Source organism: Pseudomonas sp. Ag1 (assembly GCF_000278565.1).
GTDB lineage: Bacteria > Pseudomonadota > Gammaproteobacteria > Pseudomonadales > Pseudomonadaceae > Aquipseudomonas.
Genome location: NZ_AKVH01000094.1, coordinates 86,286 through 112,295 on the forward strand (window position 1 = coordinate 86,286; position 26,010 = coordinate 112,295).

The following is a 26,010-nucleotide window of genomic DNA, read 5'->3' on the forward strand; positions in this document are numbered from 1 at the left end:
AAGACAAGCGGTCGATTGCCAGGCTGTCCGGCGTACCGGGAGCCTGGCATTACACGCTTGTCGCTGCCTTACTGCGATTTGCGGACCCGCAGGTACCACTCGGAGAGCAGTCGTACCTGTTTGTCGGTGTAGCCACGCTCGACCATGCGAGTGACGAAGTCGTTGTGTTTTTGCTGATCCTCCTTGCTGGCCTTGGCGTTGAAGCTGATGACCGGCAGCAGATCCTCGGTGTTGGAGAACATTTTCTTCTCGATGACCACCCGCAGCTTCTCGTAGCTGAGCCAGGTAGGGTTCTTGCCATTGTTGTTGGCCCGGGCGCGCAGCACGAAGTTGACGATTTCGTTGCGGAAATCCTTCGGATTGCTGATGCCGGCGGGTTTTTCGATCTTTTCCAGTTCCTCGTTGAGGGCTACGCGGTTGAGGATCTCGCCGGTTTCCGGGTCGCGGTATTCCTGGTCCTGGATCCAGAAGTCTGCGTACAGCACGTAGCGGTCGAAGATGTTCTGGCCGTATTCGCTGTAGGACTCCAGGTACGCGGTCTGGATTTCCTTGCCGATGAACTCGATGTAGCGCGGTGCCAGGTATTCCTTGAGGAAGCGCAGATAGCGCTCGCGGGTTTCAGCCTGGAACTGTTCCTGTTCGATCTGCTGTTCCAGCACGTAGAGCAGGTGCACCGGGTTGGCGGCGATTTCGTGCGGGTCGAAGTTGAAGACCTTGGACAGGATCTTGAACGCAAAACGTGTCGACAGGCCGTTCATGCCCTCATCCACGCCGGCGGTGTCGCGGTATTCCTGGATCGACTTGGCCTTCGGATCGGTGTCCTTGAGGTTTTCGCCGTCATACACGCGCATCTTCGAGTAGATGTTGGAGTTTTCCGGCTCCTTGAGGCGCGACAACACGGTGAACTGGGCCAGCATCTTCAGGGTGTCAGGCGCGCAATGGGCCTTGGCCAGGGAGCTGTTGAACAGCAGCTTGTCGTAAATCTTGATTTCATCGCTGACCCGCAGGCAGTACGGCACCTTGACGATGTAGATCCGGTCGATGAAGGCTTCGTTGTTCTTGTTGTTGCGGAAGGTGTGCCATTCCGATTCGTTGGAGTGGGCCAGCAGGATCCCGGTGAATGGAATCGCCCCCAGGCCTTCGGTGCTGTTGTAGTTACCTTCCTGGGTGGCGGTAAGCAGTGGGTGCAGCACCTTGATCGGTGCCTTGAACATCTCCACGAACTCCATCAGGCCCTGGTTGGCCCGGCACAGTGCGCCCGAGTAGCTGTAGGCATCGGCGTCGTTCTGCGGGAATTCTTCGAGTTTGCGGATATCGACCTTGCCCACCAGTGCCGAGATGTCCTGGTTGTTCTCGTCACCCGGTTCGGTCTTGGCCACGGCAATCTGGTTGAGGATCGAGGGATAGAGCTTCACCACCCGGAACTGGCTGATGTCGCCGCCGAACTCGGCCAGGCGCTTGGTCGCCCAGGGCGACATGATGGTATTGAGATAGCGCCGTGGAATGCCGAAGTCTTCTTCGAGGATCGCGCCATCTTCCGTGGCATTGAACAGCCCCAGGGGCGACTCGAACACCGGTGAGCCTTTGATGGCGTAGAACGGCACCTTCTCGATCAGTTGTTTGAGCTTCTCGGCCAGGGACGACTTACCGCCGCCGACGGGGCCGAGCAGGTAGAGGATCTGTTTCTTCTCTTCCAGGCCTTGGGCGGCATGGCGGAAATACGAGACGATCTGGTCAATGCATTCTTCCATACCGTGGAAGTCTTCAAAGGCCGGGTAGCGACGGATCACCTTGTTCGAGAAAATCCGCGACAAGCGCGAATTGGCTGCGGTGTCCACCAGCTCCGGCTCGCCGATCGCCAACAGCAGGCGTTCAGCGGCAGACGCGTAGGCGCTGCGGTCCTTTTTGCACAGTTCGAGATACTCCTGAAGCGAGAGCTCTTCCTGGCGGGTGGACTCGAAGCGTTGTTGGAAGTGGCTAAAAATACTCATGACGTCGTCACCTCGCTCGATACGTGGAGCCGACGCCGGATCAATCAGTCGATGCTGGCAGCCATTGGTGGACACCAATGGCCGTTTTCCCCCCAGAACACCCTGAAACGCTACCGATGACCCGCACGCCGGTGTACCGGCTCTCCCCTGTTTTGGATGGCCTGCGCTTAAGGATAGTTCGGAATCGGGGAGGTCAAGGCGCGATACGAAATTAGTTTGGCCGCGCCGTTCGTCAGAAACGGCGCGAGGCCAAGCGTCACGCGGGATAGCGGGGTTTGAAAAAAATTATTGCGCGTCGCCTGCGGCAATTTCTGCAGGATAGGTCGCACGCCATAGCTCAAAGCCACCGTCGAGGCTATAGACGTCGGAGAAGCCCTGGCTCACCAGGTAGGCGGCGGCGCTTTGGCTGGAGTTGCCGTGGTAGCACGCGACGATGACCGGCGCGTCGAGGTCGGCGGCGCGGATGAAGTCGGCGATGTTGTGGTTGTCCAGGTGCTGGGCACCACTGATGTGGGCAGCGTTGTAGGTTGGCTGGTCGCGGATGTCTACAACCACCGCGCCTTGCTCGCGCAGGGCCTGGGCTTGCTCGGGAGGGATACGTTTGAATTCAGTCATGGCGGGCTCCTTTGGCCTGTATGAAAGCGCGGCTCAGCGCTTTGCCGTGGCCTGCAGTTGTTCGGGAATGGGCGAGTCGCACTGGCAGCTCGAGCGCTCGCCGGTGTCGACATTCATCAGGGTCATCGCGCCGCCCCACACGCAGCCGGTGTCGAGGGCGAATACACCGGGTTCATCGCATTTGCCTTCCAGGGCTGCCCAGTGGCCGAAGATGATCTTCGTTTCACGGGTCTTGCGCTCCTTGTGGGCGAACCAGGGCTTGTAGCCGGGCAGCGCAGTGTCGGCGCCTTCCTTGCTCTTGAGGTCCAGCTTGCCTTCGGCGGTGCAGAAACGCATGCGGGTGAAGTAATTGGTGATCACCCGCAGGCGCGCGACGCCGGTCAGTTCGTTGTCCCACTTAACGGGTTCGTTGCCGTACATGCCATCCAGGTAAGCGGTGTACAGGTTGTCATCGGCCAGGGCTGCTTCGACTTCACTCGCGCACTTGAGGGCTTTCTTCAGCGTCCACTGGGGTGGAATGCCGGCATGCACCAAGGCGGTGTCGCGGCTCTCGTCGTAGTGCATGAGTTTTTGCCGGCGCAGCCAGTCAAGCAGCTCGGTGCGATCCGGCGCTTCGAGGATTTCCCGCAGGGTATCGCCCTTTTTCAGACGCTCGATGTTATTGCCGGCGGCCAGCAAGTGCAGGTCATGGTTGCCCAGTACGCACACCAGGGAGTCGCGCATGCCATAAAGGAAGCGCAGGGTTTCCAGGGATTGCGGGCCACGGTTGACCAGGTCGCCCACCAGCCACAGGCGATCCTTGGCCGGGTCAAAGGCCACACGCTCGAGCAGGCACTTGAGCGGTTCCAGGCAGCCTTGCAGGTCGCCGACGGCATACGTCGCCATCAGTGCAGGGCTCCAGGCACCGCGAGGCGGAACGGGGCGATGATGGCGTCGAAGTGTTTGCCGTCGTCGGCGAGCATCTGGTAGCTGCCTTGCATGTTGCCGACACGGGAGGTCATGACAGTGCCGCTGCTGTAGGTGTGGCTCTTGCCTGGGGCGATCAGCGGTTGTTGGCCGACCACGCCGGCGCCGCGTACTTCCTCGACCTGGCCGTCACCGTCGGTGATGACCCAGTGGCGCGACAGCAGCTTGGCAGGCAGCTCGCCGTTGTTTTGCACGGTAATGGTGTAGGCGAACGCAAAGCGGTTCTGCTCGGGTTGCGATTGTTCCGCCAGAAAGCGGGTGACGACGCTGACGTCGATCTGATAACGAGGATCGGACATGCAAGAGGCCTTAAAAGCAAAAGCGGGGGAACAGCGGATGCCGGTCAGTCTAGGCCCGTAGGCGCTGGCTTGCCAGCGATGGCGATCGTGAGTGCGCCATCGCCGGCAAGCCGGCTCCTACTATTTATTCAGCCACTGGCGCAGGCTGAATGGCGAGCTGGTCAGCCAGGCGCACGAAGGCGGCCAGGTCCAACTGCTCGGGGCGCAGGCTGCCGTCGACGCCGGCGGCCTCGATTTCAGCGTTGCTGAGCAAAGCCTTCAGCGTATTGCGCAAGGTCTTGCGGCGCTGGTTGAAGGCTTCGCGCACCACGCGCTCCAGCAACTTGTGATCTTTGGCCGGGTGTGGCAACACCGCGTGAGGCACCAGGCGCACGATGGCGGAGTCGACTTTCGGCGGGGGGTTGAACGCGCCAGGTCCGACGTTGAACAGGTGCTCTACGCGGCAATGGTACTGAACCATGATCGACAGGCGACCCCAGTCACCGCCTCCAGGACCCGCTGCCAGGCGCTCGACCACTTCCTTTTGCAGCATGAAGTGCATGTCGCGGATGATGCCGGCGTTGTTCAGCAGGTGAAAAATCAGCGGGGTGGAGATGTTGTACGGCAGGTTGCCGACCACTCGCAGGCTGTTGGGCGCTGCATTGAGGCTGGTGAAGTCGAACTTCAGCGCATCACCCTGGTGCAGGTTGAAATTGGGCATGCCGGCGAACTGCTGGTTGAGGATCGGGATCAGGTCCTTGTCCAACTCAACCACGTCCAGCTGGCCGCCGCTTTTCAGCAGGCCTTGGGTCAGGGCGCCCTGGCCCGGGCCGATTTCCAGCAGGCGGTCTTCGGGCTTGGCATGGATGGAACGCAGGATGCGATCGATCACGCCAGCGTCGTGCAGGAAGTTTTGCCCGAAACGCTTGCGCGCCCGGTGTTGGTAATGCTCGGTCATATACGGGTCTCGGCCATCTGATAGGCGGTTTCCAGGGCCACGTGCAGGCTGCCGGTATCGATCTTGCCGCTGCCTGCGAGGTCCAGGGCGGTGCCATGGTCGACGGAGGTGCGGATGATCGGCAGGCCCAGTGTCACGTTGACCGCGGCGCCGAAGCCTTTGTACTTCAGCACGGGCAGGCCCTGGTCATGGTACATCGCCAGCACTGCGTCGCAGTGCTCCAGATATTTGGGGGTAAACAGAGTGTCGGCAGGCAATGGGCCGCGCAGGTCCATGCCTTCAAGGCGCAGACGCTCCAGGGTTGGTTCGATAATGTCGATTTCTTCATGGCCCAGGTGGCCGCCTTCACCGGCGTGGGGGTTGAGCCCACAGACCAGGATGCGTGGTTGGGCGATGCCGAACTTCTGTTGCAGGTCGGCGTGCAGGATGCGTGTCACACGCTCCAGTCGCTCGGGGGTAATGGCGTCGGCAATCTCGCGCAGGGGCAGGTGAGTGGTCACCAGCGCCACCCGCAGGTCGCCCGTTGCCAGCATCATCACCACTTGTTCGGTATGGGTCAGCTCAGCGAGGAATTCGGTATGACCGGAAAAGGCGATGCCTGATTCGTTGATCACACCCTTGTGTACCGGGGCGGTGATCATCCCGGCAAAATCCCCGTCGATGCAGCCCTGGCCGGCACGGGTCAGGGTTTCCAGGACGAAGGCAGCGTTGGCCTTGTCCAGTTGCCCGGCCACGACCTTGGTCGCCAGCGGGGTATCCCATACGTACAGGCTGTTGGCCGGTGCCGGCAGATCAGGCCAGTTGCCCGGGCCCACCGGCAGCAGATCGACAACCACACCCAGCTGCGCGGCCCGCTCAATGAGCAGGTCGCGGCTGGTAATGGCAATCAGGGGGTGTGGCTGGGGGTGCGAGGCGAGCAGCAGGCACAGGTCAGGACCAATGCCGGCCGGCTCGCCGGGTGTCAGTGCGAAACGCTTGGGTGTCACTGGGCTGCCTGGTCGGTGCCTGTTTGGTCGGCACCAGGAAGCTTGTTCTCTACGTAGGCTTCGTCACGGATCTGACGCAACCAGGTTTGCAGCTCTTCGTCGTATTTGCGGTTACGCAGTACGGTCAGGGCTTGCTGCTCGCGGGCCTGGGTGGTGTTGTCAGTGGCGCGACGGCCAAGGACTTCCAGCACATGCCAGCCGTATTGGGTCTTGAACGGCTTGGACAGAACGCCTTGCGGGGTCTTGGCCATGACGTCCTGGAACTCTGGAACCAGTGCCTTCGGATCGATCCAGTTCAGATCGCCGCCGTTAAGCGCCGAACCCGGGTCTTCGGAATAGCTCTTCGCCAATTCGCCGAAGTCTTCGCCCGCTTCGATGCGGTCATAGAGCTTCTGGGCCAGTTCCTTGGTTTGGGCTTCGGTACGGATCTCGCTTGGCTTGACCAGGATGTGACGAACGTGAACTTCGTCCTTCATCTGGGCTTCTTCGCCACCGCGCTTGCCGAGCAACTTGAGGATGATGAAACCGCCTGGCGTACGGGCAGGCTGGGTGATGCCACCGACTTCCATGGCACTCAGCTCGCGGTCGAACGGTGGTGGCAGTTGCGCGGCTTTACGCCAGCCCATGTCACCGCCTTCGAGGGCGTTGTCGCTGCCGGACTGGGCAATGGCCATCTGGGCAAAGTCGGCACCTTGCTTGAGACGGTCATAGATAGCCTGGGTTTTCGCTGCAGCAGCATTGAGCTGTTCAGCGTTGGCGCTGTCGGGCGTAGGCACCAGGATGTTGGCCAGGTGCAGTTCTTCGGAAAGCTGCATCTTGCCAAGGTCGGAGGCGAGGAAGTTCTTCACTTCCTGCTCGGACACCTGAATCCGTTCGGCCACGCGACGCTGACGTACACGGCTGATGATCATTTCCCGGCGAATCTGGTCACGGGCGTCCTCATAGGACAGGCCGTCGTGAGCCAGGGCTGCGCGGAACTGATCAACACTCATGTTGTTGCGCTGGGCGATGGTGCCGACAGCCTGGTTCAATTCTTCGTCGCTGATACGGATACCGGAGCGATCGCCGATCTGCAGTTGCAGGTTTTCAACGATCAGGCGTTCAAGCACCTGCTGGTCCAGCACGCTGGTCGGCGGTACGCCGCCGCCACGCTTGGCGATGGTTTGCTGAACTTCCTTGACCCGTTGGTCCAGTTGGCTCTGCATGATCACGTCGTTATCGACGATGGCCACTACCTTGTCCAGCGGTTGAACCGCAGCGTGAGCTGCGGCGGTACCCAGGAACAGCGCGCCCAGCATCAGCGGGCGCAGACAATCAGAAAGCTTGGTCTTCACGTTCACGATAACCTTCAATGCCTTTGTCGAGGAAGCTCTCTACCTTGGCGCCGGTCAGGCCGCCGAGTCCTTTAAGGACGATCTGGAAGAAGAGCCCGTGGTCACCCTTTTCGTTCAGCGGGGCGATCTGGCTGTATTCGTCGTTGGAAACCCAGTAACGGTTGATGACGCGCAGTTTCCAGCAGCAGTTGTCGTACTCGAAACCACCGAAGGCTTCCAGGGTACGGTTGCGGGCATAGTCATACTGCCAGCGGGTGATCAGGTTCCACTGCGGAACGATCGGCCACATCATCGAGAAGTCGTGTTGCTGGATTTTGTAGTAATCCTTCACGAAGTTGTCGGTGCCCGGAGTGCCGTAGTCACCACCAAACTGCCATTTGCCGGTCAGCTGGTTGTACACCACCTGGTCGTTGCGATAGCGGTAGCCGACGTTGATAACCTTGTTCGGGTTGTCTTCCGGCTGATAGTGGAACATCGCGCTGCCGGAGCGTGGGCTGTGGCTTTCCGGGTCCCAGTTGTAATCGGCAGTGGCGCGCCAGTCACGGTTGAAGCGGAACTCGTAGTCCAGGGCGATTGGCGAAACATCAGACTGTGCGTCCGCACGGTCCGAGGCCAGGATGCCCGGCAGTTGAACTTCGCGGTTCTTGAAGTACACGGCCTCGCCGATGCTGACGCGTTGGCGTTCGAAGCCGTTTTCTTCGATCCAGCGGCTGGTCACGCCCAGGGACAGTTTGTTCTCGTCGCCGATGCGGTCAGTACCGCTGAAGCGGTTGTCACGGAACAGCGACGCGTAGCTGAACGAGTACTCACCGCTGTCGAATACCGGGATATCGCCCTGGTCCTTGTTCGGTACATACAGGTAGTACGCACGAGGCTCCAGAGTTTGACGGTAGTCTTTGCCGAACAAGTTGGTGTTGCGGTCGAAGTACAGGCCGCTGTCGATGCTGGCAATCGGAATTGCACGGTCTTGCGAGCTTTTGAAGGTGCCGCCAGCATAAGGGTTGGCTGCAGTTGACTCGGCTTGCGCTGCGATAATCTGGTTTTTGCCGATGCTGTCCAAATCAAGATCGTACTTGGTATAGACGTACTTCAACTTTGGCGTAATAAAACCGTAGGTCCAGTTCATCGGGTAGTCGACTGCCGGCGCAACGTTCAGGCGAGTACCGTTTGCACGGGTCAGGCCGGTTACGTAGGTGTCGAGCCGCGGCGATACGAGCCCGTTTTCATCCGTGAAGCTTCCGTTCTCCAAGTCCCGATCAAAGCGTACGGCTTCGGTCTCGTAGGTGAAGTTCACCCCGCCTGGATGGTACGGCAGCGTGCCGTTGAAGGTGATCTGTGGCAAGCGGTCATACGGCGTGATCTGGGAGATCGTTGCCAGCTGGTACGCCTGCAGGTTCAGCTTCGCCTGGAAGGTATCACCGCGATAGGTCACCGAACCTTGCTGGTTCACGTAGTCCTGGCTCTTGATCCCTTCCTGATAGGACTTCAGATCCTGGAAGTAATAAGGGTCGCTGATGTTGGTGTAGTCGACCTGGGTCAGTACACGCGAGTCCAGCCCGCCCTTGTGCTGCCAGTTGATCATGTAGCGATCTTTTTCGTAGTCGGTCTGGCCTTTACGCTCGCTGCTGTCGTCGTTCAGGTACGCGCCGCCGAACTGGCCTTCGCTGGACTTGGTGAGGTAGCGGAATTCGCCTTCCATCAACAGGCCGCGCTTGGTCATGTATTGCGGGTACAGCGTGGCGTCGTAGTTTGGCGCCAGGTTGAAGTAGTACGGCGTAACCAGCGTGAAGCCAGTCTCGCCACCGGTGCTGAAGCTCGGCGGCAGGAAGCCGGATTGACGACGGTTGTCGATCGGGAAATAGATATACGGGGTGTAAAGGATCGGAATGTCCTTGACCCGCAACGTCACGTTGGTCGCGGTACCGAAACCGGTGGCCGGGTTGAGCGTGATGTTGTTGCCCTTGAGCTGCCAGGCGTTGCTGTTCGGCTCGCAGGTGGTGTACGTACCGTCCTTGAGACGGATGATCGCGTTCTCGGCACGCTTGGCGTACAGGGCGTTACCGCGGATGCGCGATTTGTGCATCACGTATTCGGCGTTGTCGACCTTGGCGGCGCCGGTGTCCAGTTGGACTTCAGCGTGGTCGCCCACCAGCAGGGCACCGTTGTCGCGCAGACGGACGTTGCCGTTCAGCTCGCCACGGTTCTCGGCCTGGTACAGGTTGGCCTCGTCGGCCTCGACCTGCATGCTGCCCTGGCGCATGACGACGTCACCGGCCAGGGAAGCAACTTGTTGTTCCTGCTCGTAACGAGAGACCTTGGCGCCGATGAAGGTCGGCGCGTCGCTCTTGTTCGTCTTGTCGTTCATGCCAGGACGGATCGGCTCGATGTACGCGCCGGAGCAGTACGGGCCGGTTTCGGCCAGTTGTGCGGCGGTGAGCTTCTCGCGAGGGACCCAGTCCAGGTGGCTGTAGTCGGCGCTGCGCGAACGCAGGCCGCGGCCCTTGGCTTCGGTGACCAGAGCGGTCTGCGGCACGGCCTCGGCGGTGCCGCCGGACTCGCCTTGCGGCGTGCCACTGGCAGAGCTGACGGCACTGCCGTCATGCACCGGGCGCGGTGGCAGCGGGGCTGCGGCCGTTTTCGGCGCGCAATCCCAGGCACCCGAAGCAGAGACTGAGCAGTCATACTGTTCCGCGGCGACCACGAATGAGGTGGCGAAAGGTTGCATGGCCAGCAGACTGCCGGTTACCAGCAACGGAAATTTTCTACGAAACGCGGGGGATTTCAATGCCATCTTATTAGTCCGGGCTTCCTGCGTGCCATCTGCCCGCGGTGTGGGCCGCACGCCTCTCGATGGTCTGAAAAAGATGCGTGATAATAAAGCATGACCCGCTTGACGGCTAGCGCCGTCGGAGACCCTTGTAATGCCCGACCAAGATCTACGTTTGCAACAGCTGAAAGTCTGGCTTGATGAGCAATTGCCAGGCCTCTTTACCACCCAGGGCTGGGGTGTCGTACCCCCGGCCACGTTGACTGCGGCCAGCAGTGACGCGAGTTTCAGGCGTTACTTCCGGTGGGAGGGAGGAGGTCGCAGTTTTGTCGTGATGGACGCTCCACCCCCCCAGGAAAACTGCAAACCTTTCGTCGATATCGCTCATTTACTCGGTCAATCGGGAATAAATGTTCCGAAAATTTATGCGCAAGATCTGCTTCGCGGCTTTCTTTTGCTTAACGACCTGGGGAAAAAAACCTATCTGGACGTGATTACGGCTGAAAATGCCGATCAATTGTTCGCCGATGCCATAGACGCATTGCTGGCTTTCCAGCAATTGCCGATGGAAGCCCCGTTGCCCAGTTATGACGTCGCGCTGTTGCGTCGGGAGCTGGAATTGTTTCCTGAATGGTACGTTCGCCGGGAGCTGGGCATCGAGTTCGACGCCCGGCAGCTTGGCCTGTGGCAACGCGTCAGCGAACACCTGATTGACAGCGCCCTGGCCCAGCCCAAGGTCCTGGTGCATCGTGACTATATGCCGCGCAACCTGATGATCAGCGAGCCGAATCCCGGCGTGCTGGACTTCCAGGACGCAGTCTACGGCCCGGTGACCTACGACATCACGTGCCTGTTCAAGGACGCCTTTCTCAGTTGGCCGCAGGCCCGCGTGCGGGAATGGCAGCGCGGTTACTGGCAGCGCGCCGGCGCGCTGGGTATCCCGGTGCAGGCGGACTTCGAGGAGTTCCTGCGGGCCAGCGACCTGATGGGCGTGCAGCGTCACCTCAAGGTGATCGGCATCTTTGCGCGCATCTGCCACCGCGATGGCAAGCCGCGCTACCTGGCGGACGTGCCGCGCTTCTTCGCTTATATAGAGGCGGTGCTCGCGGACCGGCCAGAGTTGAGCGAACTGGGTGAATTGCTGGCGAGCCTGCGCGTCGAGGCGGTGGTATGAAGGCCATGATCCTGGCCGCCGGCAAAGGTGAGCGGATGCGCCCGCTGACCTTGCACACGCCCAAGCCGCTGATCCAGGCCGGCGGCAAGCGCCTGATCGAGTACCACCTCGAGGCGCTGGCGAAAGCAGGCTTTACCGAGATCGTCATCAATCATGCGTGGCTCGGCCAGCAGATCGAAGGCTATCTGGGCGATGGCTCGCAGTACGGCGTACGCATCCAGTATTCGGCCGAAGGCGAACCGCTGGAAACCGGTGGCGGGATCTTCAAGGCCTTGCCGCTGTTGGGGAACGAACCGTTCCTGGTGGTCAATGGCGACATCTGGACCGACTACGACTTCGCCAGCCTCCACCAGCCACTGGATGGGCTGGCCCACCTGGTGATGGTCGACAACCCGCCGCACCATCCGTCCGGTGGTGATTTCTACCTGAAGGACGGCGCGCTTCATGATGCCGCCGCCGGTGCCGATAACCTGACCTTCAGTGGCATTTCCGTACTCCACCCCCAGCTGTTCGCGGGTTGCAGTGCGGGTGCCTTCAAGCTGGCGCCGCTGTTGCGTGACGCCATGGCGAAAGGGTTGGTGACGGGGGAACACATGAACGGACGCTGGATCGATGTCGGGACGCTGGAGCGTCTGGCGCAAGTCGAAACCCTGCTGACAGCGGGGCACTAGGATGTTGTGGCCAGGGACTCTGATCGGAGCCGGGGCGGGCTTTGCCATTGCCAGCATTCCGGGGGCCATGTTGGGCGCACTGCTGGGCCAGGCGCTGGACCGGCGCCTGGAACTGCAAAGCTGGGCCCAGTTACGCGAGCGCCTTGGCGGGCGGCCGGCGCTGCGCAATGACGAGTTGCTGTTCGTGTTGCTCGGCCGCCTGGCCAAGAGCAACGGCCGGGTGGTGGACGGGCATATCCAGCAGGCCCGCCAGGAAATGCGCTCGCTGGACATGGCCGAGCCGGCCCAGCGCCGTGCGATTGCCGCGTTCAATCGCGGCAAGTCCGGCTCGGACCGGGTACGCAGTTACCTGGGCGTGCTCAAGGCCCAGCCCCATGCGGCGGAAGGTGTGCTGCGTGCCTGTTGGCGCATGGCCTGGGCGGACGGCAAGGCCAGTACGGCCGAGCGCGAGTTGATTGAACAATGGGGCAAATGGCTCGGCTGGACGGTCCAGCAGATCCAGGCGCTGGCGGCTGACTATGAGCCGGAGCGCAAGCCGTTGGCCAATCGTGGCGGGGCTTATCAGGAGGCGTTGCGGATTCTGGGGGTGACGTCGACGACGGAGCCCGCGGTGATCAAGCGCGCTTACCGGCGCCTGCTCAGCCGGCACCACCCGGACAAGATTGCCGGCAGTGGCGCCAGCCCCGCACAAGTGCGCGAGGCGACCGAGCGCACCCGCGAGCTGCACAACGCCTATGCGCTGATTCGCGAAAGGCGAGACTTTCGCTAACGGAATTATCAGGCGCTGCTTTTTTATGGCGTAAACCGGATCAACTGTGGGAGTGGCGGTGCGACGATTCGACTTGCTCGCGAATGCGGTGGATCAGTAACAGATGCAGTGACTGACTCACCGCATTCGCGAGCAAGCCCGCTCCCACATTTTGTTCTCCAGTGTTTTTGAGATTTACGCTCAGTCTCCGGGATTTTGCGGGCTCAGCCACCCGCGAATCCGCCGGTACAGCTGCTCTTGTCCGGCCTGGCTGTTATCGGGGAGGGCCTTCAACGACACCTGCTTGTAGCTGTCATTCTTCAAACGCTTGCTGGCCTGGGAACGTTCCTGGGCCGCTTTGCGTGCCTGGGCGTTGTCCTGGTAGAAAAAGTCTGCCGTGGCCAGCTTCAGTTTCGGTGCCAGTTGTTGCAGGTCCGGGGCACGGCCCGCCGGGGTCTGCGCGGCCACCATGACAAATTTCTGCACCTGCGCCGGTTGTTTTTCACTCAGGTAACGCGCGGCCCACCAGGCGCCGGTGCCGTGGCCGAGCAATACGACGCTGCGGGCATTCTGGGTCTGGGCGAAGGCGAGGGCGGCGTCAATGCGCGCGAAGATTCGCGTGGTGTCGGTCTTGTCTTGTTCATCGGTGCCGGGAACCACGGCCGGGTCAGTGCCTTCCGCTTCGGCGCTGGCGGCTTGCTCCACGGGTTTGGCGACGGTGCTGGCGTCTTTGCTGCTGGTCTCCACGGTCGCCTTGGGCGATTCGATGACGCGGGGTGGCAAAGTGTCCAGGGTCAGGTCCGGCAGCGACAAGCTCAGGGTGCCCCAGGAGGCGTCCGGCAATTTCTTGCGCAACGGCGCGATTGCTTGAGGCCAGTCAGCACTTTCGCCGTTGCCCGGGACGATAATCACCACGCCTTCAGGCTCACCGCTGTTGGCCGGCTTCCACAAAGCCAGGAAAGAATCGCTGCCCGCCTGCAACTGTTGTTGTTCCTGCTGCGGGATTTGTCGTTCCAGGGCGTTGGCTTCTTCCTGGCTGCGCTCCGGCAAGGGCTGGCGCACCACCGGTTTTTCCGGGGCGGGAGCGGGAGTGTCGGCGGCCTCGACACAAAAGGCGCTGGTAAACAGCAGCGACAGGCACAATGCTGGCAGTGCCGAGCGGTGGGAAAGTGGCATCGTTGATTTCCGGCCAGAAGTGATTCCGGCAGCCTAATGGGTTGGTCAGTATTTGTCAGTGATATGAGACGTGGATCATGGGTTTTCGCTACCTGCTGGTTATCGGCTGTATATGCTTTCCCTTGATCGCGGGCGCCGTGCCTGCGCCTGCCACTCATCAGGCGCAGCTCGATGCCGGCCAGCGCGAATGGCTCGAACAGCATCCCGACCTGCGGGTCGGGCTGGTGTTACAGGCGCCTTATGCCCAATACGATCGGCGCTTGCAGCGGCTGTCCGGGGCCAATGTCGAATTGATGCAGTGGTTGGCCAAGGCGCTGAATATCGAACTGACCTGGCGCAACTTTCCCAATCAGGAGCAACTGGAGGCGGCGGTGCGTGACGGCGAGGTCGACCTCGCCCCCGGCCTGCTGCAAACCCCGGCCGGCCTGCGCCTGTGGTTGTTCTCCGATCCGTATATGCGGGTGCCCCAGCACATTGTCGGGGTTCGTGATGGCAGCACCGCAGTCGACCTGGAGAAACTCGACGACCAATCCCGCGTCGCCGTGCGCATGCCCAGCGCAGTGGCGGATTACCTGCGCAGCACCTACCCGAGCCTCAACCTGCAAGGCGTGCCCATGGAGCGCCAGGCCCTGCAATTGCTGGTGAGCCAGCAGGCGCGGTATGCGGTGGTGGATGAGGCGCAATTGAGCCGGTTGTCGGGCGAAACCGAGTTCGCCGGCCTTGCCGTGGTCGGCGATATCGGCCTGCCGCAATTGCTGCGGGTGGCCACGCGGCGCGACTGGCCCGAGCTGGCCGATATCATGCAAAGCGGCTTGCGCGCGATTCCCGCTCGTGATCTGGACCAGTTGCACAGCCGCTGGCTGCAGCCCAAATACCCACGGGTGACCGAGTCCCCCGGCTTCTGGCAAAACCTCACGTTGCTGCTGGGCCTGCTATTGCTCGCCAGCCTGGCCGTGGTGTTCTGGCAGCGCCGCCAGCAACGCGGCCTGGAGCATAATCTGCTGGCCGCCCGCGAAGAAAGCGCCGCCCGCGCCGCCGGTGCCGAAGCCTTGCGCCTGACCCAGTTCTCCATCGACCAAAGCACCGTCGGTATCCTCTGGGTCAATTGGGACAGCCATGTGCGCTACGCCAATCAGGCGGCGGAAACCATGCTCGGCTACGCCCCCGGCGCCCTGATCGAACGCCCGCTGATCGAATTCGACCCGACGCTGACCATGGACCGCTGGCTCAACCTGTGGAAGCGTGCCCGGGCCAGCGAAGACGGGCCACAGAGCTTTGCCACCAATTGCCTGCGCGCCGATGGCAGCGTATTGCCAGCCGATGTGTCCCTGAGTTTCCTGCGCTTTGCCGACGGCGAATACCTGGTGGTCTACCTCAACGATGTCACCGAGCGTCGCCGGGCCCTCGCGGCGTTGCAGGAAAGTGAGGCGCGGCTGCAAGGGATCGCCGCCAATGTGCCGGGGCTGGTGTTTCGCCTGGAGCGCTTGCCGCGCAGCGAGGCGATCGAGTTCGCCTACATCAGCCAGGGCAGCGAGGGCCTGGTGGGGTACGCGCCGGAAGTGCTCAGCCATCCGGCCATGGGCATTCGCAGCCTGGTGCATCCCGACGACCGCGCCAGTTATCACCGCACCCAGGACCAGGCCATCGAGACCGAGAGCAACTGGGCCTGGCAGGGCCGCATCCTGACTCGCCTGGGCGAGCAGCGCTGGGCCGATATCAAGGCCGTGACCCGGCGCCTGGAAGACGGCGCCGTGGTCTGGGACGGAATTGTCTGGGACATCAGCGAGAGCAAGCGCATCGAGCTGGAGCTGGACGCCTCCCGCGCGCAATTGCGGGAATTGTCGGCCCACCTGGAAACCGTGCGCGAGGAAGAGAAGGCCCGCATCGCCCGGGAAGTGCACGACGAGTTGGGGCAGATGCTCACCGTGCTCAAGCTGGAAACCTCGATGTGCGAGCTGACCTACGCGCAACTGGATCCTGGCCTGCACGAGCGGCTGAACAGCATGAAGCGCCTGATCGCCCAACTGTTCCAACTGGTACGCGATGTGGCCACCGCCTTGCGTCCGCCGATTCTCGATGCCGGGATTGCCTCGGCGATCGAATGGCAGGCCCGGCGTTTCGAGGCCCGGACGCAGATTCCGTGCCTGGTGCAGGTGCCGGATAATCTGCCGGCGCTGAGCGACGCCAAGGCCATCGGCCTGTTCCGTATCCTGCAGGAGGCACTGACCAATGTGATGCGCCATGCCCAGGCGCATACTGTCGAGCTGACGCTGGTGGTGGAGGGCGCGCACCTGCGCCTGACCATCAGCGACGACGGCGCAGGTTTCGTCCAGGCTCCCGGGCGCCCCGTATCGTTTGGCCTGGTGGGCATGCGCGAGCGGGTGCTGATCATGGGCGGGCAGTTGAGCCTGGACAGCGCATTGGGCGAAGGCACCACCCTGAGTGTGACGGTGCCGCTGGATTGATAACCAAAAGAAGAGGACATCCACAGTGATCCGTGTACTGGTAGCTGAAGACCACACCATCGTTCGCGAAGGCATCAAGCAACTGATCGGCCTGGCCAAGGACCTGCTGGTGGTGGGCGAGGCGAGCAATGGCGAGCAGTTGCTGGAAACCCTGCGCCACGTGCCTTGCGAGGTGGTGTTGCTGGACATCTCGATGCCTGGCGTCAACGGCCTGGAAGCCATCCCGCGGATCCGTGCGCTGAACAATCCCCCGGCGATCCTGGTGCTGTCGATGCACGACGAAGCGCAAATGGCCGCCCGTGCGCTGAAGGTCGGTGCCGCCGGCTATGCCACCAAGGACAGCGACCCGGCGCTGCTGCTGACCGCGATCCGCAAGGTCGCGGCGGGCGGACGGTACATCGACCCGGACCTGGCCGACCGCATGGTCTTCGAAGTCGGCCTCACCGATTCCCGCCCATTGCACTCGTTGTTGTCGGAGCGCGAGTTCTCGGTATTCGAGCGCCTGGCCCAGGGCGCCAACGTCAACGACATCGCCCAGCAGTTGGCGTTGAGCAGCAAAACCATCAGTACCCACAAGGCGCGCCTGATGCAAAAGCTCAATATCACCTCCCTGGCGGAACTGGTGAAGTACGCCATGGAGCACAAACTCCTATAGCGGCATACCTGTTTGCGACTGCCTGCCGAGCGCCGCGCTGCCCGGTCTTGCTGCTTGTAGCGTGGGGTTTGTAACTGCTCTGTTCTATCCCCGCCATCCGTGTAGGGCAATCCCTACCCCAAACCTTCCATCCTGCTGATGCCAATCTCTCCGGGCCCCCGATTTGCGCGGCCTTGCCCTGGGACTACGCTTGTTCCACGGCAGTCCAAAACAAAAAGGTGCGGGTATGAGCGAGGTGGATTCAAATGATGTGCTGGTCAGCTTTCGTGGCGTGCAGAAGAGCTACGACGGCGAGAACCTGATCGTCAAAGACCTCAACCTGGAGATTCGCAAGGGCGAGTTCCTGACCCTGCTCGGGCCGTCCGGGTCGGGCAAGACCACCAGCCTGATGATGCTCGCCGGTTTTGAAACCCCCACCGCCGGCGAGATCCAGCTGGCCGGCCGCTCCATCAACAACGTGCCGCCCCACAAGCGCGACATCGGCATGGTGTTCCAGAACTACGCGCTGTTCCCGCACATGACCGTCTCCGAGAACCTGGCGTTTCCGCTCTCTGTACGCGGCCTGAGCAAGACCGACATCAGCGAGCGGGTCAAGCGTGTACTGAGCATGGTCCAGCTCGATGCCTTCGCCCAGCGCTACCCGGCGCAACTCTCCGGTGGCCAGCAGCAGCGGGTGGCCCTGGCCCGGGCGCTGGTGTTCGAGCCACAGCTGGTGCTGATGGACGAACCCCTCGGCGCCCTCGACAAGCAACTGCGCGAACACATGCAGATGGAGATCAAGCACCTGCACCAGCGCCTCGGCGTGACGGTGGTGTACGTGACCCACGACCAGGGCGAAGCACTGACCATGTCCGACCGGGTGGCGGTGTTCCACCAGGGCGAGATCCAGCAGATCGCTGCCCCGCGCACCTTGTACGAAGAACCGAAAAACACCTTCGTCGCCAACTTCATCGGCGAGAACAACCGCCTCAATGGCCGCCTGCACAGCCACACCGGCGACCGCTGCGTGGTCGAACTTGCGCGCGGCGAAAAGGTCGAGGCGCTGGCGGTGAACGTCGGCCAGGTCGGCGGCCCGGTGACCCTGTCGGTGCGCCCCGAGCGCGTCAGCCTGAATGGCTCCAGTGAAAGCTGCGTCAACCGATTCTCCGGGCGCGTGGCCGAGTTCATCTACCTGGGCGACCACGTGCGGGTGCGCCTGGAAGTCTGCGGCAAGACCGATTTTTTTGTGAAACAACCGATCGCCGAGCTGGACACAGCCCTGGCGGTCGGCGACGTGGTACCGATTGGCTGGCAAGTCGAGCACGTTCGCGCACTCGACCCACTTCTAGAGGCGAATTGATCGCCCCCTTGCTTCACCAACCTCGCACGTGGAGAGAACAACAATGTTGAGATCCCTGAAATATTCCGCCCTGGCTCTGAGCTTGATGGGCGCGACACAGGCCATGGCAGGCCCTGATTTGACGGTGGTGTCCTTTGGTGGCGCGAACAAGGCGGCGCAGGTCAAGGCCTTCTATGCACCGTGGGAAAGCGCGGGCAACGGCAAGATCGTCGCCGGTGAATACAACGGTGAAATGGCCAAGGTCAAGGCCATGGTCGACACCAAGAGCGTGTCCTGGGACCTGGTGGAAGTGGAGTCGCCGGAACTGTCCCGTGGCTGTGACGAAGACATGTTCGAGCCCCTGGACCCGAAACTGTTCGGCAACCCGGGCGACTACGTGAAGGGCGCGATCCAGCCGTGCGGCGTGGGTTTCTTCGTGTGGTCCACGGTGCTGGCCTACAACGCCGACAAACTGAAAGCACCGCCAGGCGGCTGGGCCGATTTCTGGGACACCAAGAAATTCCCGGGCAAACGCGGCCTGCGCAAGGGCGCCAAGTACACCCTGGAATTCGCCTTGATGGCTGACGGTGTGGCGCCGAAGGATGTGTACAAGGTGCTGGCCGGCAAAGATGGCCAGGACCGTGCGTTCAAGAAGCTCGATGAGCTCAAGCCGTATATCCAGTGGTGGGAAGCGGGCGCCCAACCGCCGCAGTACCTCGCTTCTGGCGATGTGGTGATGAGTTCTGCCTACAACGGCCGGATCGCTGCCGTGCAGAAAGAAAGCAATTTGAAAGTGGTGTGGAACGGCGGGATCTACGATTTCGACGCCTGGGCCATTCCAAAAGGCCTGGCGAAAGACCGTGCTGACGCGGCGAAGAAGTTCATCGCCTTCTCGGTGCAGCCGCAGCAGCAGAAGACCTATTCGGAAAACATCGCCTACGGCCCGGCCAATACCCAGGCGGTACCGTTGCTGGCGAAGGACATCCTGAAGGATATGCCGACTACCCCGGAAAACATCGCCAACCAGGTGCAGATCGACGTGAGCTTCTGGGCGGATAACGGTGAGCAACTGGAGCAGCGCTTCAATTCCTGGGCTGCCAAGTAACCACCGCACCCAGGGTGGATGGGCTTTTTGTGGCGAGGGGGCTTGTCCCCCGTTGGGCTGCGAAGCGGCCCCAAAACCAGCCACCGCGGTCAGTCTAATAAACCACAGTGGCTTTACTGGGGCTGCTGCGCAGCCCAACGGGGGACAAGCCCCCTCGCCACAGGTGTGGGCCTTCACAGGTCTGCATTCTTTTTTACGATCCGGAGTTCGCCATGGCCCTCGCCATTCCCAGCCCCACCCTGAAACAGCGCCTGGCGCGTGCCGAGCGGCTCAACCGCTGGAAGGCCCAGGCCCTGATCGCGCCATTGGTGGTGTTTTTGCTGCTGGTGTTCCTGGTACCGATTGTGGCGCTGCTCTACAAAAGCGTCGGCAACCCGGAAGTGGTGGGCGGCCTGCCGCGCACGGTGGTGGCGGTGACGGCCTGGGACGGTCGTGGCTTGCCGGGCGAGCCGGTGTACCAGGCCATCAGCGAGGACCTGGGCGAAGCCCGGAAAAACTCGACCCTGGGCGACCTCTCCAAACGCTTGAACATGGAGCTGGCGGGCTATCGCAGCCTGCTGACAAAAACCGCGCGGGCGCTGCCGTTCACCGAAGCGCCTGCCTCCTATAAAGAAGCGCTGGAAAACCTCGACGAACGCTGGGGCGACCCGGCGTACTGGCAGGCGATCCGGCGCAACACCAGCAGCCTCACGCCATACTACTTGCTGGCCGCCGTCGATCACCGCATCGACGACCTCGGCGAAATCGCCCCGGCCACCCCGGACCAGGCGATCTACCTCGATATCTTCGCCCGTACGTTCTGGATGGGTCTGGTCATTACCGTGTGCTGCCTGCTATTGGCCTATCCGTTGGCTTACCTGCTGGCCAACTTGCCGGCGCGGCAAAGCAACCTGCTGATGATCCTGGTGCTGCTGCCGTTCTGGACCTCGGTGCTGGTGCGCGTGGCGGCCTGGATCGTGTTGCTGCAGTCCGGCGGCTTGATCAACAGCGCGCTGATGGGCATGGGGCTGATCGATAAACCCGTCGAGTTGGTGTTCAACCGGCTGGGGGTCTACATCTCCATGGTGCACATTCTGTTGCCGTTCATGATTTTGCCGATCTACAGCGTGATGAAAGGCATCTCGCCCACCTACATGCGGGCGGCAATCTCCCTGGGCTGCCATCCATTCGCCAGCTTCTGGCGCGTGTACTTCCCGCAGACCTACGCAGGCGTTGGTGCCGGCTGCCTGTTGGTGTTCATTTTGGCGATTGGCTACTACATCACCCCGGCCTTGCTGGGCAGCCCGAACGACCAGATGGTCAGCTACTTCGTGGCCTTCTACACCAACACCAGCATCAACTGGGGCATGGCCACGGCCTTGGGCGGCTTGTTGCTGCTGGCCACCGTGGTGCTGTACCTGATCTACAACTGGCTGGTGGGCGCCAGCCGCCTGCGCCTGAGCTAAGGAGACCGTTGCGATGCTGAGCCCTTATATGTCGCCCGTGGAACGGGTCTGGTTCTACAGCTTGCGGATCCTCTGCGGCCTGATCCTGTTGTTCCTGATCTTGCCGGTGCTGGTGATCATCCCGCTGTCGTTCAACAGTGGAAGTTTCCTGGTCTACCCGCTGCAAGGTTTCTCGCTGCACTGGTACCAGGATTTCTTCGGTTCGGCGGAATGGATGCGCGCCCTGAAGAACAGCATCATCGTGGCTCCGGCGGCTACAGTGCTGGCGATGGTGTTCGGCACGCTGGCGGCGATTGGCCTGACCCGGGGGCACTTTCCCGGCAAGGCGCTGGTGATGGCCCTGGTGATTTCGCCGATGGTAGTGCCCGTGGTGATTATCGGTGTGGCCAGTTACCTGTTCTTCGCGCCGCTGGGCCTGGGCAACAGCTTCTTCTCGCTGATCGTGGTGCACGCGGTGCTGGGCGTGCCGTTTGTGATCATCACCGTGTCGGCGACCTTGCAGGGGTTCAACCATAACCTGGTGCGGGCGGCGGCCAGCCTGGGCGCGTCACCGCTGACGGCGTTTCGTCGGGTGACCTTGCCATTGATTGCCCCGGGGGTGATTTCCGGTGCGCTGTTCGCCTTTGCCACCTCGTTCGATGAAGTGGTGGTGACGCTGTTCCTCGCCGGGCCCGAGCAGGCAACCTTGCCCCGGCAGATGTTCAGCGGCATCCGTGAAAACCTCAGCCCTACCATTGCCGCCGCAGCGACCTTGTTGATCGCGTTCTCGGTGGTGCTGTTGCTGACCCTGGAATGGCTGCGCGGGCGTAGCGAGAAACTGCGTACGGCCCAGGTCTAAAGCCAAACAGAGATCAAAATGTGGGAGCGGGCTTGCTCGCGAAGGCGGTGTGTCAGTCAACGGAGATATCGACTGGCCTACCGCCTTCGCGAGCAAGCCCGCTCCCACATTGGGTTTGTGTCTATTCAGTAGCTGAATGCAAGACAACCAGCCCAAGTCAGCTAATCTTGTGCCAGCCCATAACTGATAAGAGGCCGCGCACATGAGTACTTCCTCATTCAAGATCGCCCACAAACTGCTCACCGGCCCAGGCGCCATCGAGCAACTGGCCGCCGAGCTGACGCGGCTGGATGTCGACAACCCGCTGATTGTCACCGATGCGGCACTGGTCAAGTCCGGCACCGTGGCGCTGGCGCTGGAACACCTGGGCGAACGGACCTACGAGATTTTCGACCGCGTGCTGCCCGACCCGGAAATCGCCATCGTCGAGGACTGCATGCGCGTCTACCGCGAAGGCGGGCATGACGGCCTGATCGGCGTCGGCGGCGGCAGTGCCATCGACATCGCCAAGAGCGTGGCGGCCTACGCCGGTTACCATGGCGCCCTGGCCGACCTGTTCGGCGTGGACCAGGTGCCGCGCAAAGGCCCGCCGCTGATCGCGATTCCCACCACCGCCGGCACCGGTTCGGAGGTGACCAACGTGGCGATTCTGTCGGACAAGGTCGCGCAACTGAAAAAAGGCATCGTCAGTGATTACCTGCTGCCGGACGTGGCCCTGATCAGCCCGCAGATGACCCTGACTTGCCCCCGCAGCGTCACCGCCGCCAGTGGGGTGGACGCATTGGTGCACGCCATCGAATCCTACCTGTCGCTGAATGCCTCGCCGATCACCGATGCGCTGGCCATCGGGGCGATCAAACTGATCGCCAAGGCGTTGCCCAAGGCCTACGCCAACCCCGCCAACCTTGAGGCCCGGGACGACATGGCCACCGCCAGCCTGATGGCCGGGATGGCGTTCGGGAATGCCGGCGTGGGCGCGGTGCATGCGTTGGCCTACCCGTTGGGCGGGCGTTTCAACATCGCCCACGGCGTAAGCAATGCCTTGCTGCTGCCCTACGTGATGCACTGGAACAAGCTGGCGTGTGTGGAGCGCATGCAGGAGATTGCCGAGGCCATGGGCGTGAATATCACGGGGTTGAGTGCGGTGGATGCCGCCGACCAGGCCGTCGATGCAATGACGCGACTGTGTGCCGCAGTCGAGGTTCCGTCCGGCCTGCGCAGCTTCGGTGTGCCTGAAGACGCGATCCCGGCCATGGCGGTAGAAGCGGCGGGGATCGAGCGGCTGATGCGCAACAATCCGCGCAAGCTCAGCGCCGCTGATATCGAGAAAATCTACCGGGCAGCTTATTAACCATTGAGCGAGGTCACGGTGCGCGCGGCAAAGCATGAGGTATACAATGCGCGCCATCGTGATTTAGCTCAAAAAGGTGCGTCATGCAGCCCTTCGTCATTGCTCCATCGATTCTCTCCGCCGACTTCGCCCGCCTGGGCGAGGAAGTCGACAACGTGTTGGCCGCCGGTGCCGACTTCGTTCACTTCGATGTCATGGACAACCACTATGTGCCGAACCTGACCATTGGTCCGATGGTCTGCGCCGCCCTGCGTAAATACGGCGTGACCGCGCCTATCGATGCGCACTTGATGGTCAGCCCGGTGGACCGCATCGTCGGTGACTTCATCGAAGCCGGCGCGACCTACATCACCTTCCACCCGGAAGCCACGTTGCACGTGGACCGCACCCTGCAACTGATCCGCGAGGGCGGTTGCAAGGCGGGCCTGGTGTTCAACCCGGCCACTCCGCTGAGCGTGCTTGAGTACGTGATGGACAAAGTCGACATGGTGTTGCTGATGAGCGTCAACCCGGGCTTCGGCGGGCAGAAGTTCATCCCCGGCACCCTCAACAAACTGCGTGAAGCGCGGGCGCTGATCGATGCGTCGGGCCGTGATATCCGCCTGGAGATCGACGGTGGCGTCAACGTCAACAACATCCGCGAAATCGCCGCGGCCGGTGCCGACACCTTTGTGGCCGGTTCGGCAATCTTCAATGCCCCGGACTATCAGGAAGTGATCGCCAAGATGCGTGCAGAACTGGCGCTGGCGCGTCCATGAGTGGCTTTGAGCAACTGTTCCCCGGCAAACTGCCACGGCTGGTGATGTTCGATCTGGACGGTACGTTGATCGATTCAGTGCCGGACCTGGCCGCGGCGGTGGACCAGATGCTGCTCAAGCTGGGGCGCAAGCCGGCGGGTATCGAGTCGGTGCGCGAGTGGGTCGGCAATGGCGCGCAGATGCTGGTGCGTCGGGCCTTGGCCAACAACATCGAGGCCGAGGGTGTCGATGATGTGGAAGCCGAGCATGCGCTTGAGCTGTTCAACGTGGCCTACGAAAACGGCCACGAACTGACCGTGGTTTATCCCGGCGTGCGCGACACCCTGAAATGGCTGCACAAGCAGGGCGTGGAAATGGCCCTGATCACCAACAAGCCGGAGCGTTTCGTCGCACCGCTGTTGGACCAGATGAAGATCGGCCGGTATTTCCGCTGGATCATCGGCGGCGATACCTTGCCGCAGAAGAAGCCCGACCCGGCCGCGCTGTTCTTCGTGATGAAAATGGCCAATATCCCGGCGTCCCAATCGCTGTTTGTCGGCGATTCGCGCAGTGATGTGCTGGCGGCGAAAGCGGCGGGGGTCAAGTGTGTGGCCTTGAGTTACGGCTACAACCATGGCCGGCCGATTGCCGAAGAATCCCCGGCGCTGGTGATTGATGACCTGCGCCTGTTAATCCCCGGTTGCTTGGGAACGGGCGCTGAGATAACGTTGCCCGACGCTGTTCCATCCCCCTCTGGAAATCCCATCGTGGTGGTCACTCGCAAACTCTGGATGAAAGTCATCAAGGCCCTGGCCCGCTGGCGTTGGCGCGCCTGACTGATCCTCGCCGCGCTGCGGCACGTTTGCACACCTGACCGTTAGACCCTCAAGCCACGAGGCACCTCATGATCCGCGAAGAATTCCTGCGTTTGGCCGCTGCCGGCTACAACCGTATCCCCATGGCCTGCGAAACCCTGGCCGACTTCGACACCCCGCTGTCGATCTACCTGAAACTGGCCGACGAGCCCAACTCCTATCTGCTGGAGTCGGTGCAGGGCGGTGAGAAATGGGGCCGTTATTCGATCATCGGCCTGCCGTGCCGCACGGTGCTGCGGGTACATGATCACCATGTGAGCATCACCCTGGACGGCGTCGAGATCGAAAGCCACGACGTGGAAGACCCGCTGGCCTTCGTCGAGGAATTCAAGGCGCGCTACAACGTGCCGACCATCGCCGGCCTGCCGCGCTTCAACGGCGGCCTGGTGGGTTACTTCGGCTACGACTGCGTGCGCTACGTGGAAAAACGCCTGGGCAAATCCCCGAACCCCGATCCGTTGGGCGTGCCGGACATTCTGCTGATGGTTTCCGACGCGGTGGTGGTGTTCGACAACCTCGCGGGCAAGATGCACGCTATCGTGTTGGCGGATCCTTCCCAGGCCGATGCGTTCGAGCAAGGCCAGGCGAGCCTGGAAGCGCTGCTGGAAAAACTGCGCCAGCCGATCACCCCGCGTCGCGGCCTGGACCTCAGCCGTCCACCGGCGGCTGACCCGGTATTCCGCTCCAGCTTTACCCAGGATGACTACGAGCGTGCGGTCGATACCATCAAGGAATATATCCTTGCCGGTGACTGCATGCAGGTGGTGCCGTCGCAACGCATGTCCATCGACTTCAAGGCCGCGCCGATTGATTTGTACCGGGCGCTGCGCTGCTTCAACCCGACGCCGTACATGTACTTCTTCAACTTTGGCGACTTCCACGTCGTGGGCAGTTCGCCGGAAGTGCTGGTGCGTGTGGAAGACAACCTGATCACCGTGCGCCCGATTGCCGGCACCCGCCCTCGCGGTGCGACCGAAGAGGCCGACCTGGCGCTGGAACAGGACCTGTTGAGCGACGACAAGGAAATCGCCGAGCACTTGATGCTGATCGACCTGGGCCGCAATGACACCGGGCGTGTCTCGGAAATCGGTTCGGTGAAGCTCACCGAGAAGATGGTGATCGAGCGTTACTCCAACGTGATGCACATCGTGTCCAACGTCACCGGCGAGCTGAAGGCCGGGTTGACGGCGATGGATGCACTGCGGGCGATCCTGCCGGCGGGCACCTTGTCGGGCGCACCGAAGATTCGCGCGATGGAAATCATCGACGAGCTGGAGCCGGTGAAGCGGGGTGTGTATGGCGGCGCGGTGGGGTATTTCGCCTGGAACGGCAATATGGACACTGCGATCGCGATCCGTACGGCGGTGATCAAGGACGGCGAACTGCACGTGCAGGCGGGCGGCGGGATTGTGGCCGACTCGGTACCGGCCCTGGAATGGGAAGAGACGCTGAACAAGCGCCGGGCGATGTTCCGCGCGGTGGCGTTGGCTGAGCAGACCCCGCAGGACTGAAGTCAGACGTAGATCAAAAATGTGGGAGCGGGCTTGCTCGCGAAGG

At 61.9% G+C, this 26,010-nt stretch carries 22 protein-coding genes; 13 read left to right on the forward strand and 9 right to left on the reverse strand.

The window, feature by feature from the left end:
• Positions 1 to 68 precede the first annotated feature (68 nt).
• The 8 genes from A462_RS19005 to A462_RS18970 all read right to left on the reverse strand — a co-directional run bounded on the left by A462_RS19005 (position 69) and on the right by A462_RS18970 (position 9,919).
• Positions 69 to 1,991 (reverse strand): PrkA family serine protein kinase, encoded by a 1,923-nt coding sequence (locus A462_RS19005; protein ID WP_003210999.1) that lies wholly within the window; start codon positions 1,989 to 1,991, stop codon positions 69 to 71.
• Positions 1,992 to 2,276: 285 nt separating this feature from the next.
• Positions 2,277 to 2,606: a thiosulfate sulfurtransferase GlpE gene (glpE, locus tag A462_RS19000; RefSeq protein WP_008434417.1), complete on the reverse strand. Its 330-nt coding sequence runs from the start codon at positions 2,604 to 2,606 to the stop codon at positions 2,277 to 2,279.
• 33 nt (positions 2,607 to 2,639) lie between these two features.
• Positions 2,640 to 3,491, reverse strand: coding sequence for a symmetrical bis(5'-nucleosyl)-tetraphosphatase (locus A462_RS18995; RefSeq protein ID WP_008434419.1), 852 nt, complete (start codon positions 3,489 to 3,491; stop codon positions 2,640 to 2,642).
• Positions 3,491 to 3,871, reverse strand: a complete 381-nt coding sequence (gene apaG, locus A462_RS18990; RefSeq protein WP_003210996.1) for a Co2+/Mg2+ efflux protein ApaG — start codon at positions 3,869 to 3,871, stop codon at positions 3,491 to 3,493. Before apaG ends, A462_RS18995 begins: the two co-directional genes overlap by 1 nt.
• A gap of 124 nt (positions 3,872 to 3,995) precedes the next feature.
• Positions 3,996 to 4,808, reverse strand: a complete 813-nt coding sequence (gene rsmA, locus A462_RS18985; protein WP_003210994.1) for a 16S rRNA (adenine(1518)-N(6)/adenine(1519)-N(6))-dimethyltransferase RsmA — start codon at positions 4,806 to 4,808, stop codon at positions 3,996 to 3,998.
• Positions 4,805 to 5,794 carry a 4-hydroxythreonine-4-phosphate dehydrogenase PdxA gene (pdxA, locus tag A462_RS18980; protein ID WP_003210992.1) on the reverse strand — a complete coding sequence of 330 codons (990 nt, stop codon included), beginning with the start codon at positions 5,792 to 5,794 and terminating at the stop codon, positions 4,805 to 4,807. The genes rsmA and pdxA overlap by 4 nt, the downstream gene beginning before the upstream one ends.
• A complete protein-coding gene (locus A462_RS18975) occupies positions 5,791 to 7,128 on the reverse strand; it encodes a peptidylprolyl isomerase (protein ID WP_003210991.1) in 1,338 nt (445 codons plus the stop codon). The genes pdxA and A462_RS18975 overlap by 4 nt, the downstream gene beginning before the upstream one ends.
• The gene (locus tag A462_RS18970; protein ID WP_008434426.1) at positions 7,109 to 9,919 is read right to left on the reverse strand and encodes an LPS-assembly protein LptD; all 2,811 of its coding nucleotides are present in this window, start codon (positions 9,917 to 9,919) and stop codon (positions 7,109 to 7,111) included. The genes A462_RS18975 and A462_RS18970 overlap by 20 nt, the downstream gene beginning before the upstream one ends.
• Positions 9,920 to 10,049: 130 nt before the next feature.
• On the opposite strand from A462_RS18970, the gene A462_RS18965 reads away from it, so the two are divergent.
• From A462_RS18965 to A462_RS18955, 3 genes are read left to right on the forward strand one after another with little or no spacing between them, the layout of a single operon-like run.
• Positions 10,050 to 11,069, forward strand: coding sequence for an aminoglycoside phosphotransferase family protein (locus tag A462_RS18965; RefSeq protein WP_008434428.1), 1,020 nt, complete (start codon positions 10,050 to 10,052; stop codon positions 11,067 to 11,069).
• Entirely contained in the window at positions 11,066 to 11,740 is a 675-nt protein-coding gene (gene murU / locus A462_RS18960) for an N-acetylmuramate alpha-1-phosphate uridylyltransferase MurU (protein WP_008434430.1), read from the forward strand. The genes A462_RS18965 and murU overlap by 4 nt, the downstream gene beginning before the upstream one ends.
• Position 11,741: 1 nt before the next feature.
• On the forward strand, positions 11,742 to 12,509 hold the full coding sequence (locus A462_RS18955; RefSeq protein WP_003210983.1) for a TerB family tellurite resistance protein: 768 nt from the start codon (positions 11,742 to 11,744) through the stop codon (positions 12,507 to 12,509).
• Positions 12,510 to 12,689: 180 nt separating this feature from the next.
• Here A462_RS18955 and A462_RS18950 read toward each other — a convergent pair whose 3' ends face one another.
• On the reverse strand, positions 12,690 to 13,664 hold the full coding sequence (locus A462_RS18950; RefSeq protein ID WP_008434433.1) for an alpha/beta hydrolase family protein: 975 nt from the start codon (positions 13,662 to 13,664) through the stop codon (positions 12,690 to 12,692).
• A gap of 77 nt (positions 13,665 to 13,741) precedes the next feature.
• Between A462_RS18950 and A462_RS18945 the strand changes: the two genes are divergently transcribed.
• The 10 genes from A462_RS18945 to trpE all read left to right on the forward strand — a co-directional run bounded on the left by A462_RS18945 (position 13,742) and on the right by trpE (position 25,964).
• Positions 13,742 to 16,129, forward strand: coding sequence for a PAS domain-containing sensor histidine kinase (locus tag A462_RS18945; protein ID WP_008434435.1), 2,388 nt, complete (start codon positions 13,742 to 13,744; stop codon positions 16,127 to 16,129).
• Between the two features lie 25 nt (positions 16,130 to 16,154).
• Positions 16,155 to 16,784 (forward strand): response regulator, encoded by a 630-nt coding sequence (locus A462_RS18940; RefSeq protein WP_003210977.1) that lies wholly within the window; start codon positions 16,155 to 16,157, stop codon positions 16,782 to 16,784.
• Positions 16,785 to 17,010: 226 nt separating this feature from the next.
• A complete protein-coding gene (locus A462_RS18935) occupies positions 17,011 to 18,123 on the forward strand; it encodes an ABC transporter ATP-binding protein (protein WP_003210974.1) in 1,113 nt (370 codons plus the stop codon).
• 43 nt (positions 18,124 to 18,166) lie between these two features.
• The gene (locus tag A462_RS18930) at positions 18,167 to 19,207 is read left to right on the forward strand and encodes an ABC transporter substrate-binding protein (RefSeq protein ID WP_003210973.1); all 1,041 of its coding nucleotides are present in this window, start codon (positions 18,167 to 18,169) and stop codon (positions 19,205 to 19,207) included.
• 212 nt (positions 19,208 to 19,419) lie between these two features.
• Positions 19,420 to 20,652, forward strand: coding sequence for an ABC transporter permease (locus A462_RS18925; RefSeq protein ID WP_003210972.1), 1,233 nt, complete (start codon positions 19,420 to 19,422; stop codon positions 20,650 to 20,652).
• Between the two features lie 13 nt (positions 20,653 to 20,665).
• Positions 20,666 to 21,490, forward strand: a complete 825-nt coding sequence (locus tag A462_RS18920) for an ABC transporter permease (RefSeq protein ID WP_003210970.1) — start codon at positions 20,666 to 20,668, stop codon at positions 21,488 to 21,490.
• 202 nt (positions 21,491 to 21,692) lie between these two features.
• Positions 21,693 to 22,841, forward strand: a complete 1,149-nt coding sequence (locus A462_RS18915; protein WP_008434439.1) for an iron-containing alcohol dehydrogenase — start codon at positions 21,693 to 21,695, stop codon at positions 22,839 to 22,841.
• Between the two features lie 83 nt (positions 22,842 to 22,924).
• Positions 22,925 to 23,599, forward strand: coding sequence for a ribulose-phosphate 3-epimerase (gene rpe, locus A462_RS18910; protein WP_008434441.1), 675 nt, complete (start codon positions 22,925 to 22,927; stop codon positions 23,597 to 23,599).
• Positions 23,596 to 24,414, forward strand: a complete 819-nt coding sequence (locus tag A462_RS18905) for a phosphoglycolate phosphatase (RefSeq protein WP_003210964.1) — start codon at positions 23,596 to 23,598, stop codon at positions 24,412 to 24,414. The genes rpe and A462_RS18905 overlap by 4 nt, the downstream gene beginning before the upstream one ends.
• A gap of 68 nt (positions 24,415 to 24,482) precedes the next feature.
• Positions 24,483 to 25,964 (forward strand): anthranilate synthase component I, encoded by a 1,482-nt coding sequence (trpE, locus tag A462_RS18900; protein ID WP_003210962.1) that lies wholly within the window; start codon positions 24,483 to 24,485, stop codon positions 25,962 to 25,964.
• Positions 25,965 to 26,010: the final 46 nt, after the last annotated feature.